Source organism: Erysipelothrix sp. HDW6C (assembly GCF_011299615.1).
Taxonomy (GTDB): domain Bacteria; phylum Bacillota_I; class Bacilli_A; order Erysipelotrichales; family Erysipelotrichaceae; genus Erysipelothrix.
Window position 1 is genome coordinate 139,652 of sequence record NZ_CP049861.1, and the last position, 13,408, is coordinate 153,059.

15 protein-coding genes are annotated in these 13,408 nt (G+C 39.6%); 3 read left to right on the forward strand and 12 right to left on the reverse strand.

Going from position 1 to position 13,408, the window contains the following annotated elements:
• Positions 1–17: 17 nt before the first annotated feature.
• Genes G7062_RS00695 through G7062_RS00705 form a run of 3 tightly spaced genes read right to left on the reverse strand, consistent with a single transcriptional unit; the run spans position 18 to position 3,582 of the window.
• Positions 18–1,334 (reverse strand): 6-phospho-beta-glucosidase, encoded by a 1,317-nt coding sequence (locus tag G7062_RS00695; RefSeq protein ID WP_166064005.1) that lies wholly within the window; start codon positions 1,332–1,334, stop codon positions 18–20.
• 10 nt (positions 1,335–1,344) lie between these two features.
• Complete coding sequence (locus tag G7062_RS00700; RefSeq protein ID WP_166064006.1) at positions 1,345–2,229, reverse strand: ROK family protein; 885 nt, start codon at positions 2,227–2,229, stop codon at positions 1,345–1,347.
• A gap of 45 nt (positions 2,230–2,274) precedes the next feature.
• Complete coding sequence (locus G7062_RS00705) at positions 2,275–3,582, reverse strand: PTS sugar transporter subunit IIC (RefSeq protein WP_166064007.1); 1,308 nt, start codon at positions 3,580–3,582, stop codon at positions 2,275–2,277.
• A 154-nt stretch (positions 3,583–3,736) separates the two neighbouring features.
• On the opposite strand from G7062_RS00705, the gene G7062_RS00710 reads away from it, so the two are divergent.
• A complete protein-coding gene (locus G7062_RS00710) occupies positions 3,737–5,095 on the forward strand; it encodes a PLP-dependent aminotransferase family protein (RefSeq protein WP_166064008.1) in 1,359 nt (452 codons plus the stop codon).
• A gap of 17 nt (positions 5,096–5,112) precedes the next feature.
• Here G7062_RS00710 and G7062_RS00715 read toward each other — a convergent pair whose 3' ends face one another.
• The 9 genes from G7062_RS00715 to G7062_RS00755 all read right to left on the reverse strand — a co-directional run bounded on the left by G7062_RS00715 (position 5,113) and on the right by G7062_RS00755 (position 12,075).
• On the reverse strand, positions 5,113–6,012 hold the full coding sequence (locus G7062_RS00715; RefSeq protein ID WP_166064009.1) for an SPFH domain-containing protein: 900 nt from the start codon (positions 6,010–6,012) through the stop codon (positions 5,113–5,115).
• Position 6,013: 1 nt separating this feature from the next.
• Positions 6,014–6,451, reverse strand: a complete 438-nt coding sequence (locus G7062_RS00720; protein ID WP_166064010.1) for an NfeD family protein — start codon at positions 6,449–6,451, stop codon at positions 6,014–6,016.
• Complete coding sequence (locus G7062_RS00725) at positions 6,448–6,828, reverse strand: hypothetical protein (RefSeq protein WP_166064011.1); 381 nt, start codon at positions 6,826–6,828, stop codon at positions 6,448–6,450. Before G7062_RS00725 ends, G7062_RS00720 begins: the two co-directional genes overlap by 4 nt.
• 99 nt (positions 6,829–6,927) lie before the next feature.
• Complete coding sequence (locus G7062_RS00730; protein ID WP_166064012.1) at positions 6,928–7,479, reverse strand: HAD-IB family phosphatase; 552 nt, start codon at positions 7,477–7,479, stop codon at positions 6,928–6,930.
• A complete protein-coding gene (locus tag G7062_RS00735; RefSeq protein ID WP_166064013.1) occupies positions 7,466–8,053 on the reverse strand; it encodes a PolC-type DNA polymerase III in 588 nt (195 codons plus the stop codon). Before G7062_RS00735 ends, G7062_RS00730 begins: the two co-directional genes overlap by 14 nt.
• 65 nt (positions 8,054–8,118) lie before the next feature.
• The gene (htpG, locus tag G7062_RS00740; RefSeq protein WP_166064014.1) at positions 8,119–9,975 is read right to left on the reverse strand and encodes a molecular chaperone HtpG; all 1,857 of its coding nucleotides are present in this window, start codon (positions 9,973–9,975) and stop codon (positions 8,119–8,121) included.
• A 98-nt stretch (positions 9,976–10,073) separates the two neighbouring features.
• Positions 10,074–10,664, reverse strand: coding sequence for a hypothetical protein (locus G7062_RS00745; protein ID WP_166064015.1), 591 nt, complete (start codon positions 10,662–10,664; stop codon positions 10,074–10,076).
• Between the two features lie 6 nt (positions 10,665–10,670).
• Positions 10,671–11,066 (reverse strand): arsenic metallochaperone ArsD family protein, encoded by a 396-nt coding sequence (locus G7062_RS00750; protein WP_166064016.1) that lies wholly within the window; start codon positions 11,064–11,066, stop codon positions 10,671–10,673.
• A 1-nt stretch (position 11,067) separates the two neighbouring features.
• Positions 11,068–12,075, reverse strand: coding sequence for a glycosyltransferase family 4 protein (locus G7062_RS00755; RefSeq protein WP_166064017.1), 1,008 nt, complete (start codon positions 12,073–12,075; stop codon positions 11,068–11,070).
• Between the two features lie 227 nt (positions 12,076–12,302).
• On the opposite strand from G7062_RS00755, the gene G7062_RS00760 reads away from it, so the two are divergent.
• Both G7062_RS00760 and G7062_RS00765 read left to right on the forward strand, forming a co-directional pair.
• Entirely contained in the window at positions 12,303–12,806 is a 504-nt protein-coding gene (locus G7062_RS00760; protein WP_166064018.1) for a transcription repressor NadR, read from the forward strand.
• A 71-nt stretch (positions 12,807–12,877) separates the two neighbouring features.
• Entirely contained in the window at positions 12,878–13,396 is a 519-nt protein-coding gene (locus tag G7062_RS00765) for a hypothetical protein (protein ID WP_166064019.1), read from the forward strand.
• Positions 13,397–13,408 lie beyond the last annotated feature (12 nt).

Below are 13,408 nucleotides of genomic sequence, written 5' to 3' on the forward strand. Positions count from 1 at the left end.
AACAGCCCAAAGGCTGTTTAACGTTTAAATTGTGGAAGGTAATCGCGATGTGCTTCTAAGAGTTCGCGAACAACGATACCTGCCAAGCGATCGCTGGGGCATAAAGGATTTGAGCTCAATGCTGTAATCGCTAAATCAACATTGCCCGTAACAGCCGCTTCAATGGTCATCTGTTCAAATGACTTGATGGTTTGTATTGTTCCATTGATTTTCGGATTCAGTGGACCAACCGTAATCGGTTGTGGTCCATTACCGGTAATCACACAAGCAATTTCAACTGCGCTGTTCAGCGGTAGATTTGAAACCGCACCATTATTGCGAACGTTAACATACTGAATGTCTTTACGATCGTTGTAAATTGAATCAATCAAACTGCACGCAGCATCTGAATAATGTGCACCACCGCGTTGTTCCAGTTGTTTTGGTTTAACCTTAAGGTCTTGGTCTTTATATAATTCGAATAATTCTGCTTCCAGTTTCGCAACAACTTCACCACGAACTGTACCCGCTTCAAACTCTTTGAGGTTCTTCGCAAGTTGTTCTTGTGTGAAGTAGTAATAGTTGTGATACGGGCACGGAATCGCTCCTAATCCTCTCAAGAAGTCTGGCGAGTAAGAAAGGGCATCGAAGTTTTTCATCGCCAACGTTTCTTCACTATCCGATACATACTTATCAAGGATTGTACTCATTACCGTTTTTCCTTTATGAAAAACATCCGTCACGAATACATGGTGGTTGACACCACTTAATTCCATTGTAATTTCTTCAGGTGCTACATCTAAGATACTTGCAAAACTGTGTTTCATATCAAAGGGAACGTTACACAACCCAATAACCCGTTCAAAGTTTGTGTAACGTAAGACAGCCTCAGTCACCATGCCGGCCGGATTGGTAAAGTTAATCAACCATGCCTCCGGACACAACTCCTCCATGTCCTTTACAATATCTAAGATAACTGGAATCGTTCGGAATGCTTTGAACATCCCACCTGCACCATTTGTTTCTTGTCCAATCATACCGTGAGAAATCGGAATCCGCTCGTCCAAAATTCGCGCTTTGAGCTGACCAACACGCATTTGTGTTGTAACAAAATCTGCGTCTAACAATGCAGCTCGGCGATCCAAACTCAAGTGAATTTGCATGTCGATACCCGCTTCATCAACCATCCTTTTCGCAAGATTTCCAACAATCTCAAGCTTTTCACGGCCGGATTCAACATCAACCAACCACAACTCAGACACTGGTAGATCTTTGTGACGGTTTATAAATCCTTCAACAAGTTCTGGTGTATAACTACTTCCGCCACCAATTGTAACAATTTTTAGTTTCTTCACTTTTTCACCACTAATCTTTCATCATGCAGTTGTATGCAGCACCAATCTTTCCAGCATCGTTAAACTGCTTGCAAACATCAATGTGCCAATGTTTTGAATACTTATTCATCGCCGCAACTTCACGACGGACATCTTCGATGATACGCGGTACTGCACTGACCCCGCCACCAATTAGGATGGTATCGGGATCAAGGGCAAAACCAATATTTAGGATTCCCGTTGATAAAGCGCGAATCCAGCGATCATATATTCCTTGAACAACCGGATCATTATCTGCCAACATGGCAAATACTTTTTTTCCATCCAATGTTTCATAAGGAACATTTTTTGCAGCCGCAACGGCTTTAATCATTGGAATTGACGCACTGTTGGCACTCATAATTTCGATATCACTATACTCCGCAAACTCACGATGAATCATGTATCCAAATTCACCCGCAAAGAAGTTACTTCCTGTGTACAATTTGTGGTCAATAATGATGCCCCCACCAATACCACTTCCAATTGTGACACAAACCAAGTTACGCGCATTGACACCATTGCCAATCCACTTTTCTGCTAATGCAACACAGTTTGCATCGTTTTCGATCACAACATCCACACCTGTGCGCTCTTTCAACAGTTCACCAATTTTAACACCACCAATAGGGGGAATTGCACCACCTTCTATGATTGTGTTTGTCTCACTGTTAACACCGCCAGGAATGCTTAACCCAACACCATCCAAATTATCAAACTCATTGATAATTGCAACGAGTGTCGATAACACGGATTCCAAACTGTCTTTGATCGTTGGTGTGTGACCATTCTCACCAGGATACTCAACACCTGCTTCATTGAAAACGCCATACTTAATTGAGCTTCCGCCCACGTCAATTCCTAAATATCTTTTCATTGTATCTCTCCTAGACAGATGTCCGCAGCAACCTGCGGACGTCACTTAATCCATCTTATTCGCTAACATAACAAATGGGAGGTAGAAGGCTACCGATAACCCCAAGGTTACAAGGGATAAGAATGTCGCTGACAAACTACCACCCGTCGCAAGGAATGTGTTCAATACAGGCGGAACAACCCATGGTGGTGCGATATAGACGCGACCAGCGAAGGGAATTACTTCTGTAAAGAACCACCCAATTGCCACCATTACTGGCGGAACAAGGATGAATGGTATTGCCATGATTGGATTCAAGACGATTGGAAGTCCATAAATGATCGGTTCATTAATTTGGAAAATACCTGGCATTAATGAAAGTTTTGCCAAACTACGGTATTCTGCACGCTTTGAAACCATAAATATTGCAATAATTAATGCTAATGTTGCACCCGATCCACCAGCCATTCCATAGAGGTCAATAATACTACGGGTAATAGCATTTGGTGCTTGAATCCCATGTACTAAGACTGCTTCCGCATTTTGTGAAAGTGATGCTGAGTACATTGTATCAAGAATCGGACCAATAATTAAACTCCCATGTAATCCAAAGAACCACAATACCTGTGCAACAAGTGTCAAGAAGATCATTGTTAATGGCGATTGCCCCAAACTTGTGAGTGGTATTTGAATCGCTGTGTTAATGATATCTTTAAGAGTTGTTCCCATGACGTTAAGTGTTAAATATGAGAAGACTCCAAATGTAAACAAGACAACTGCAGCAGGTATAACGGCACTGAAGGCCCGTGATACAGCAGGTGGTACTTGGTCAGGCATTTTAATGATCCAACCTTTTTTCGTTATAAACATAAACAATTCAGTCGATACTATCGCAACCATAATTCCTGTGAATATTGCTTCTGAGTTAAATGAAGTCCACGAAATTGTTCCCCACGCTGCATCAGGACCTGCTGATTGCGGCAGTAGTGTAAAGTATGCCACAACAGATAATACTCCAGCAGTAAGTGCATCTTGTTTATCAAATTCAGCCAGTTTATAAGAAATCGTAAATACAGTAAATACAATTCCCAATGCCAATGATCCCCACCAAATTTGATTTGAGATTGGCAATGCAACCGAATCAAAGAATGGTTGTATATTTTCTGCATAGAATGACCATTTATTTAAAGTCTCACCAAACAACGATGTGTTTGTTAATAAGATTTCCTTGACCATGACATTCAAGGCTCCGAACATACTAATCGGCATAACTGCAATAAAACCATCACGTAAAGCAACCAAGTAACGAATGTTACTCATTTTAACTGCAAGAGGAAGAAACTTATCCTCAAGCCATTGCATGATTTTTCCCATGAAATTCTCCTTATCGCATTGACTATGACCGGCCGGTTGTTAGCCCTTACAACGCTACTATATCGAACTTCATAAACGACATCAAGGCAACCAAACGACAACTGTACTGGTACAGTTGTATTAGTTATGATACACTGCTATTATGAGGTACACTATGAATCTATATGAACGTATTGCATTTGATATTAAAGATAAAATTCGAAAAGGAACCTATGAATCCGGATCAAAACTTCCCTCACTGCACACCATGATGGATACCTATCAATGTAGTAAAGGTACCGTTCTAAAAGCCTACGACAGTTTGCGCAATGAACACATCATTTATGCTAAAGCACAAAGCGGATATTATGTTGCTAATGATTTGAAACAGTACCAACACGATCATGACATCACCTATGACTTGAGCACGGGTAACCCTACTGTTGATGCTTTCTCAATTATGGAGGCCAAACATGTTTTAAATGTGGCTCTAGAATCCTATCGTAAAAGTTCGCTTGAACAAGAGATTAAAGGTGTTCTCTCACTCACCCGACTTTTGGTTGACTACCTTCAAGACTTTCATATTTATACAAAACGACAGAGCATTTTTCTCACTCAAGGTGTCATTCAAATGATTTCATTATTTACACAAATTGAATTTCCAAACCACAAACACAAAGTCCTTCTTGAATCCCCAACTTTCTCTTTCGCAAACAAAATAATGCATGTCTATAATGCAGAGGTTCTCACCATTAAACGGGATAAAGATGGTATCGATTTGGATGAGCTAGAGAGATTATTCCGCGATGAGCCCATCAAGTTCTTTTACATTGTTCCCCGAAACCATAATCCTCTCGGAACCTACCTTTCCCATCATCAGCGAAAAAGAATCATGGAGCTTGCGATTGCATATGATGTGTACATTCTTGAGGATGACTATTTTAACGATTCATTTGCGATTCCCAAATATGAGCCTTTGTATTATTTCTCGGGATTTAAAAATTGTATTTACCTAAAAAGTTACTCCAAACTCTTTCCCTACATCCGTATTGGGTATGCAGTCGTTCCCGATTCTCTTTTACCAATATTTAAGGAGTCTATAGAACTCTCGTATTTCACATCTTATCAAATGCCTTCACTTGTTTCGCAAGCAACCCTGGAAGCGGCGATACGGAGTGACATTCTTACGAACAATGCCAATGCGCTTTCTGATGAATTGCACGCAAAAATCAAACTTCTCAATAAAATGAGCGCAAAGTGGGATACCGAAGTTGTCCAACACATACCTGCGCAATCGGGTTACTATTCAACATTGATTTTGCATCCATCCATCGATGTCACTCAACTCATTGCAACGCTCAAAGAGCAACACCTAAGTGTTGCATCGAATTTAAACTCATTCTACGATCCCGCTGCCTATGACAACAGTATTCGGATTACGCTAACACGCATTCAGATAGAGCAAATTCCAACCATTATGACGATCCTTTATGAAACAGTTCAAGGCATCTATCAAAAAAAGGTAAGTTCCTGAAGAACCTACCTTTTGCTTTAATCTTTACTGATGATTTCTTTACCTGCACTCAAGAGTGAGGTTAAATTTTGAATTTCTGAAGGAACAATGATCTTTGTTGCTTGACCGTCAGCCACTTTTTCAAGCGTTTCCAATCCTTTAAGTTTTAAATATGCATTGTCTGCTGTGATTGTTGCAAGTAATTCCGCTCCCTTTGCTTGTGCACCAAAGATACGTTCAATTGCCTGTGCTTCCCCTTCAGCTTCTGTAATCATTTGCTCTTTACGTGCTTGCGCGCGAAGAACTACCGATTCCTTTTCACCTTCAGCAATTAAAATTGCGGAACGTTTTTCACCTTCAGCACGAAGAATGGACTCACGACGCTCACGTTCTGCACGCATTTGTTTCTCCATTGCTTCTTGAATATCACGCGGTGGAATGATGTTTTTAACTTCAACACGTTGAACACGAATTCCCCATGGATCTGTTGCTTCATCAAGGATAGTACGCATTTTTGTATTGATAATATCCCGTGATGTTAGCGTTTGGTCCAATTCTAAATCACCAATAATATTACGTAACGTTGTTGCAGTTAAATTCTCAATCGCATTAATCGGATTGTGGATTCCGTATGTATACAACATTGGATCGGTAATTTGGAAGTAAATAACGGTATCAATCTGCATTGTAACGTTATCTTTAGTAATAACGGGTTGTGGCGCGAAATCTTGAACACGCTCTTTTAGTGAAACTTTGTTTGCGACACGATCAATAAACGGAACAATAAAGTGCATTCCTTTTTCAAGTGTGTGTGAATAGGCTCCCAATCGCTCAATGACATATGCATTTGATTGTGGAATCACTCGCACACAATAACCGATAATTAATAACGCAATGATAACTAAAAACAATGAAATTATAAATGTTGGAAATGACATATTAGTTCTCCTCTAGCTTTCTTACAATTAATTTCACACCCTCAATAGCAATTACTTCAACTCTTACACCCGAATCGATGGGTATTTGATCAACGGTTGTCGCTGACCATGTATCCCCATTAACCTTAATTAGACCCCATTTATCTTCAGTAATGGGTTCTGCCAAAACAAATTGTCTCCCCACAATACTATCAGCATTTGTTGCAACAACATTGCCTCGCAAGAATCGGGTTGCCAAAGGTCTAATTAAGACCATCGACGCCAATGATACAATCACAAAGACAATAATTTGAATGATTAAACTTCCGGTTAAGTAGGCTGTTAAGAACGCAGCCAGAGCGCCGATTGCAAACCAAATTGAAACAAGGTTACCTACAGTAATTAATTCAAAAACTACCATCACAATACAGACGAGTAACCATACCTGTGACAAACTCATAGTAACCCTCCCTTCTCTTTAAAGGCAGAGAGATCAAATGTGAGAACGTTTTCCTTAGCATCAAACGTTGCGACAAGCTTTTGACCTGTCAATGCGCCGCCAACCTTCGTTGCAATTAAATCACACAGTGCCTTATTGTTTATTTTCGCATAGCCCTTCCCCACAGAAATCTTATGCAAGTTTTCTTTAGGATAGGCATTTAAATCCAAGTCCCGTTTGGTAACGGGTTTAATTCCAACAATACTTGATGAAGAAAATCCAACCATAACATAATGGCTATCAAGAAAATGTGATGATGCGTTTTGATTGAGTGTTATGTTGTTTTCATTCAATGTTACGACTTCTACTTGTGCATTGCCTTTAACCCATTCGAACATACCTATCGCCTCCGATATTTACAGTATACTCTCTTATTTCAATAATTTCAACTTTTTCGAATTTTTCATTTTCTGCAATTAAAAAGGTAGAATCATATTCTACCAATTTTTAAGTTCATTACCTTTTACAAGAAAACTTTGTTGTGCATACTGTGCCAGTGGATCATCGGAATATGAATCAGAGTAGAAGTACTCCATTGCATTCATATCATAAAGTTTTTCCATACGACGCACTTTTTCGACGCCATAGCAATTCTCTTGACGATGCACTCCGGTATGTTTGTCCACATCTGAAGCAATCAGCTGCACGCCCAATTCTTTAATAATCGGCTCAAGCAAGAATTCGGGAGATGCAGAAATAATGAGATCATCATCACGTCTTTGCTCCATATACCATGGTTTAATTTTATGCTTGTTTATGGCCCAGAACTCCAAAACTGCATTATCGATGTCATCAATTTCAGAAAAGTAGCGGTAGAATTGCGTCTTCATTTCTGTTTTGGTGATTTTTCCACGTTTATAATCCGCTGCAGCCTTGACCTGTGCAGGCCATAATTTCGCGAGGCGCTTGTGTCTTTTTACGTTAAACTTATAGAAATCAATGGAACTGTCACCATCATAAATTGTTTTATCCCAATCATATACGTTCATAGTATCCCTCCCGTGCTCGTTTTTCTTCGCGTAAACTAATGTATTTGTGGCGCATGCCAATGTAGACTTGCGCAGTCTGTTGGCTATCTTCAAGCCCACGGTGTCCTACTTCACGTACAACTCCAAAGTGAGTGCATAGTGTTTCAAGCTTGTGATTTTTAACATCACGATTCATTAGCCGTGAAATTCGTAAAGTATCAATGAAGTCGTTGTGCATTTCAATGCCCGTCTTTGCCAGATAGGCATCATAAATCAAAAAGTAATCAAATGTTACATTATGTCCGAGTATGATATCCGACCCAATAAAATCAACAAATGCTTCGATTTGGCTTTCGATACTTGGCGCATCCGCAATCATGGCATCGGTGATTCCCGTCAACTCCACTACAAAAGGAATGATTCCATTTTTTGCTTTGATAAGCGTTGAATACGAATCAGTGGGTTTGTAGTTACGATACCGTATCGCACTAATTTCCGTGATGTCCTCAAATTTATTACTTCGTCCGGTTGTTTCCAAGTCAATAACTGTGAAATCTGGTACAAACCTTAGAAGATTTTCGCCAACATGTCGCATAGAAAACCTCAATTCTAGTCACATTGTAACATAAAATGAGCTTGATTTTCATCAAGCTCACGCAACTATTTTGCGGCATCAATCATCAATTGTGCCAATCGTTGTGAAAACAGAACTGCATCTTCGATTGGTAAGCCTTCAATAAGACTTGCTTGATCAAAGAGAATTGCTGCCAAACTATCCAATTGTTCAGGATCCTTTGCGTATACACGCTCAAGAGCTTCTAAAAGGGGATGGTTGGGATTAATTTCAAGAATACGTTTTGCTTTGAATTCGTTGGGATTATCCGGCATTTGATTGAGTACTTTCTCCATTTCAAATGACATGCCTTCTTCACTAACCAATCCAACAGGGTGGTTAAGAAGGCGACTCGAAAGTTTAACATCGTCAACTTTTCCATTTAAGGCAACTTTCAGTTGTTCAATAAGGTCCTTCGTTTCTTCTGTCCGCTTTTCGACAACTTCTTTCGTTGCTTCATCATCAATATCTAGGTCACCCTGGCTGATCGACTTGAATGATTTCTCATCGTATTGTTGGAGTATTTGGATTACAAACTCATCGATTTCATCCGTAAGATAGAGAACCTCAAATCCTTTTGATAATACGAATTCTGTTTGTGGCAACATTTTGACCTTGGCTTCATTCTCACCCGAAACATAGAAGATTTCCGTTTGGTCTTCTTTCATTCGCGCTACATACTCTGCAAGTGTTGTAAGTTTTTCATCATGAGAACTCTTGAACATTAACAAGTCTTGTAGTTCTGCACGATTGCTACCATATTGCGAATACAAACCGTACTTGATTGGCATTCCGAAGTTTGACCAGAATGTTTCATAGTCTTCACGTTTGTTTTTTAACATTAATTCCAACTCTGAACGAATTTTCTTTTCGATACGATTTGAGATAAGGCTCAACTGACGATCATGTTGTAATATTTCTCGGGAAATATTTAAAGATAAGTCGGGTGAGTCAACCAAACCACGAACAAAACGGAAGTGATCTGGAATCAAGGATTTATTATGATCCATAATGAATACCCCACGGCTGTACAATTGCAGACCGGGTTCATATTGTTGGGAGTAAAAGTTCATTGGGACATGCTTTGGAATGAATAGCAATGCATCAAAGGATGGGTTCCCTTCAACTTTCATTTGAATTGTTTTAAATGGATCATCGTAGTCGTGGAATTTCTCACGGTAGAATTGATTCAATTCTTCTTCAGTGACATCACTCTTAGAACGTTTCCACAAGGGAATCATCGAATTAAGAGTAACTTCTTCGCCTTCTACATCCATCACAATTGGGTAGCGGATATAGTCGGAGTATTGTTTAATCAGGCTGCGAATTTGATAATCTTCTAGAAACTCATCATAGTTCTCGCCTTCGCCATTCTCTTTAATCTTTAAGACAATTGTTGTCCCATGACTTGCGCGTTCCGCAGCAGAAACTGTGAATCCATCCAAGCCATTCGATACGAATTTAAATGCTTCATCACTACCATAAACACGCGATGTAACACTTACTTCAGAAGCTACCATGAAAGCTGAGTAGAAGCCAACTCCAAATTGACCTATGATATCAACATCGTCTTCACCACTCTCAAGAGCAGATTTGAATGCATGCGAATCACTCTTAGCAATCGTTCCAAGGTAGTCTTCCAGTTCTTTTTCGCTCATTCCGATTCCTGAATCGCTGATCGTTAATGTGCGATTTTCTTTATCAATCGCAATTTCAATTTTAAGATCTTCTTTATTCAGTTGTACTGAAGTATCTTGAAGTGAATTAAAATATAACTTATCCGTCGCATCACTTGCATTGGAAATAAGTTCGCGAAGAAAAATCTCCTTATTTGTATAAATTGAATTAATCATGAGATCTAAGAGTCTTTGTGACTCTGCTTTAAATTGTTTTTTACGTGCCATATTAGTCCTCCTTAGCAGTCTATGACTTTAAGTGCTAATACTATTTTACCTCATTTTAAAATTCTGTCAACATTAAAAAAACCTTGTCGATTACAAGGTTAGTTTTGAGTGCTTCTTAAGTTTGAGATTTCAATCCAACGACTTTCGTTTCCATCTTGGCCATCCAAATGATACTTGATTGTTGTTTTTCCAAATTTAGTGTGTTGGAATATATAGTCTTTGAAAACGTCATTGCTTTCTTCTGTATATTCGCCCAATTGTTCAATGACAGACTCAATCGGTGTTGCGAAAGTAATGCCATCGTGAACAACAATATCGACAGCAACATCCGAGCCAAACGTACGGTTTTCCGCAGCAATTTCTCCAATGAGAGTCTCAGCCATCATTTTCGGTGCAGAAGCATCATTGAAGAAGGAAACCTTAATGATATTATCGCCGTTACGCAAATAAAGATTTCTTACTATCGTATTGGGTGCCATCTCTTGTTCGATATCCGATTCTGCTTCCCAACCATTTGCAGCCAATTCACTGAATTTTACAGGTAATTGGTATGCGGTTCCTTTGAGTTTAAAATCTAAGAATTCATAAGTCGGTTTGATTGGTTCAGGATCCGGTTCTGGTTGTGGAGGTGTTTGGGTGCAGCCCACCAGTAAAACTAAAACTGCAAGCAGTGCTACTATTTTTTTCATATTATCTTACTCCTTAATCTCATCGTCATTGGGATCCAGGTAGACATCCGTTCCCACACCACAGCATGCACTAATGCGCCCACTGTTGGCAGCTTGAAAAAGACTTCCACCCTGTTGGATACCACTGAATAAATCAGAATCCAGTGAGAACCATGAAGCCACTGCATCGGCCAAGGGGTAATTTCCTTCAGCAACAACCTTACCATCAACAACAAAAGTTGGCAGTACTGAATAGGCATCCGTCTTTGTTTTATCGTGGAGGTTATTAAAGCGTTTAACATCAATTCCACTTAATTCCAAACGCTTGACCATCTCTTTGAAAGCACTGCGTCTGGGATCTGTATCGATCCCAAGGAGGGCACTTCCCAAATCTTCAACTACTTCATATACTGTCAGTTCCATCTTAGTAATCTCCCTTCAGTACACGTTCATATACATCTTTTAATTGTTTTCCAATCTCTTCGATACTGCGCTCTTCAGCCACAGCGTAGCCACCCTCCACAGTTGACGGCAGCTCACCTTTGATAAATGTACGAATCAAGAATACAAAATCACGAATTGAATTTCCTTTGTAACAGTTTTTACCATGGGATAACCACGGATCGTAAACACCAATATCGCGAACAATTGTCTGACATTTTGATGCCAATGCCTCAAGCACAACGATACCTTCGGTCTCTTCATATGATGGAAAGAAGAATACATCTGCCGATGCATAAGCGCCTTCAATAATATCCCCTTTAATATATCCCGGTAAGATGACATTATCTGGTTTCTCTTTAATCGCCTCACGTACCTTTGAAGTAACACTTGCAAGAGGGGTATGTCCAAACCAAATAAACGTATAATCCGGTAATGCGCGGGCGACTTCCATGAAATCAGGAAGTCCTTTACGTTCAAAATAAAGCCCAACTGAAACAATTACTTTTTGGTCATCAGCAAGATTAAAGAACTTACGGAATTTTTGCACTTTATATTCATCATAATGAAAACGGTCCAAATCAATCCCATTCGATATATCTTGGATTGGCTTATCAATACCATACCCCTCTAAGATCTTCTTTGAATAGGGAGTCGGCGTAAGAATATAATCTCCAAGTTCATAACTGGATACAATATGCATCTTGAACAATGGTGACAGTTGATTTGAGAAGATGAACGAATTACGGAAATCCTCTTCGGTTGAGTGCGCATGATAAACAACCTTCTTACCTTCTTTTTTCGCCTTCACAGCCATTGAACGTGCACCGAGATCAACAGTATTAATATGGACTAAATCATAATAGTCTTTTTCATCAGTTGTAAACGGAACCCCTGCTTCAGTGAGTGCACGCACTTGATGTTTCATAGCACGTCCGATCCCCGATTTGCTGAGGGCCTTCTCTCCGCGTTGATATAATAAAACCTTCATAGATTAACCACCTTTTTTTAACTGTATCATTTATACTAATACACTACCACTCTGCTCTGTAACTGTCAATCGAGAGCGAAGAAATGTTCCGCATTCTTATCTTGATAGAAACACAGTTTATGACTTTATTTTACTCATGTAAATATACCACGATTTATAAAATGATGTGTAAGAGTGGGGTGAAATTAATGATAATATATTGTATGATACCTAAAGAGGTGATTATCATGAATGGAGACCAACGTCGACTTGAAATTCTACAATCCTTACAGTTAGCAGAAAGTGCAATCAGTGCAAACCAATTTGCGCGTCAATTTGGTGTTTCCCGACAAGTCATTGTCGGTGATGTCGCCCTTTTGCGTGCCCAGGGTCACAACATCAATGCAACTGGGAAGGGATATATCATCAATCATTCGAATTCCTTGAAACTCGAGCGAATTATTGCCGTCAACCACCCACCCGAGCAAACACGAAACGAACTGGAACTTTTAGTCTCCTTGGGTGTGATCATTCGTGATGTCACAGTGGAGCACCCAGTTTATGGAGAAATAACAGGGCAATTGAATATTGCTTCAGTTCAAGATATTGACGATTTCTTAAATAATGATGTTACACTGCTTTCATCGCTAACCGATGGGATTCATCTCCATACCATCCTCTGTGATAACGATGCCCATTATAACAAGGTTATCGAAGCACTTGATCATGCAAATTTGCGCTATTCTAACTAAGGTGTCTTGACACCTTTTTGTTTGTTCTTTACAATAGACTTGTTGGGTGTCTTGACACCTTAGGAGATATTATGAAAAAAACACGTTCTTTAACGATTTCTGCATTGTTGATTGCCTTAGGAATAACAATTCCAATGTTTATGCCAAAGGTAATTATTCCACCCGCTTCCTATACTCTTGCATCTCATGTCCCTGTTTTTATTGCGATGTTTATTTCGCCCATGACAGCCATTTCTGTTGCTCTGGGTACTGCATTGGGTTTTCTCATTACAACAACGCCTGAAATTGCCGCTCGTGCACTCTCGCATGTTATCTTTGCTTGGGTTGGGTCAGAATACATTCGCAAACACCCCAGTATTATCCACACAAAGCGCCCCTTACTTGTATTCAATTTTGTAATTGCCTTGATTCATGCATCTGCTGAGGTTTTAGCAATTACCCCCTTTTACCTGAGCAATCCACTGAATGCTAGTGGAAATTATTGGATGACCATTATTCTGATGGTAGGTCTTGGTGGACTTGTTCACAGTATCATTGACTTTCTGATTGCACAAACGATCGTGAAACGAACGATAAATATGATAAGATAAAGTATAGGAGGA

Excerpts from the sequence above, each read along its gene's own strand:
- G7062_RS00760 (WP_166064018.1), top strand. The coding sequence starts at position 12,303 with ATGAATGGAGACCAACGTCGACTTGAAATTCTACAATCCTTACAGTTA.
- G7062_RS00745 (WP_166064015.1), bottom strand. The coding sequence starts at position 10,664 with ATGAAAAAAATAGTAGCACTGCTTGCAGTTTTAGTTTTACTGGTGGGC.
- G7062_RS00750 (WP_166064016.1), bottom strand. The coding sequence starts at position 11,066 with ATGGAACTGACAGTATATGAAGTAGTTGAAGATTTGGGAAGTGCCCTC.
- G7062_RS00755 (WP_166064017.1), bottom strand. The coding sequence starts at position 12,075 with ATGAAGGTTTTATTATATCAACGCGGAGAGAAGGCCCTCAGCAAATCG.
- G7062_RS00765 (WP_166064019.1), top strand. The coding sequence starts at position 12,878 with ATGAAAAAAACACGTTCTTTAACGATTTCTGCATTGTTGATTGCCTTA.
- G7062_RS00725 (WP_166064011.1), bottom strand. The coding sequence starts at position 6,828 with ATGTTCGAATGGGTTAAAGGCAATGCACAAGTAGAAGTCGTAACATTG.
- G7062_RS00720 (WP_166064010.1), bottom strand. The coding sequence starts at position 6,451 with ATGAGTTTGTCACAGGTATGGTTACTCGTCTGTATTGTGATGGTAGTT.
- htpG (WP_166064014.1), bottom strand. The coding sequence starts at position 9,975 with ATGGCACGTAAAAAACAATTTAAAGCAGAGTCACAAAGACTCTTAGAT.
- G7062_RS00710 (WP_166064008.1), top strand. The coding sequence starts at position 3,737 with ATGAATCTATATGAACGTATTGCATTTGATATTAAAGATAAAATTCGA.
- G7062_RS00735 (WP_166064013.1), bottom strand. The coding sequence starts at position 8,053 with ATGCGACATGTTGGCGAAAATCTTCTAAGGTTTGTACCAGATTTCACA.
- G7062_RS00700 (WP_166064006.1), bottom strand. The coding sequence starts at position 2,229 with ATGAAAAGATATTTAGGAATTGACGTGGGCGGAAGCTCAATTAAGTAT.
- G7062_RS00730 (WP_166064012.1), bottom strand. The coding sequence starts at position 7,479 with ATGAACGTATATGATTGGGATAAAACAATTTATGATGGTGACAGTTCC.
- G7062_RS00715 (WP_166064009.1), bottom strand. The coding sequence starts at position 6,012 with ATGTCATTTCCAACATTTATAATTTCATTGTTTTTAGTTATCATTGCG.
- G7062_RS00705 (WP_166064007.1), bottom strand. The coding sequence starts at position 3,582 with ATGGGAAAAATCATGCAATGGCTTGAGGATAAGTTTCTTCCTCTTGCA.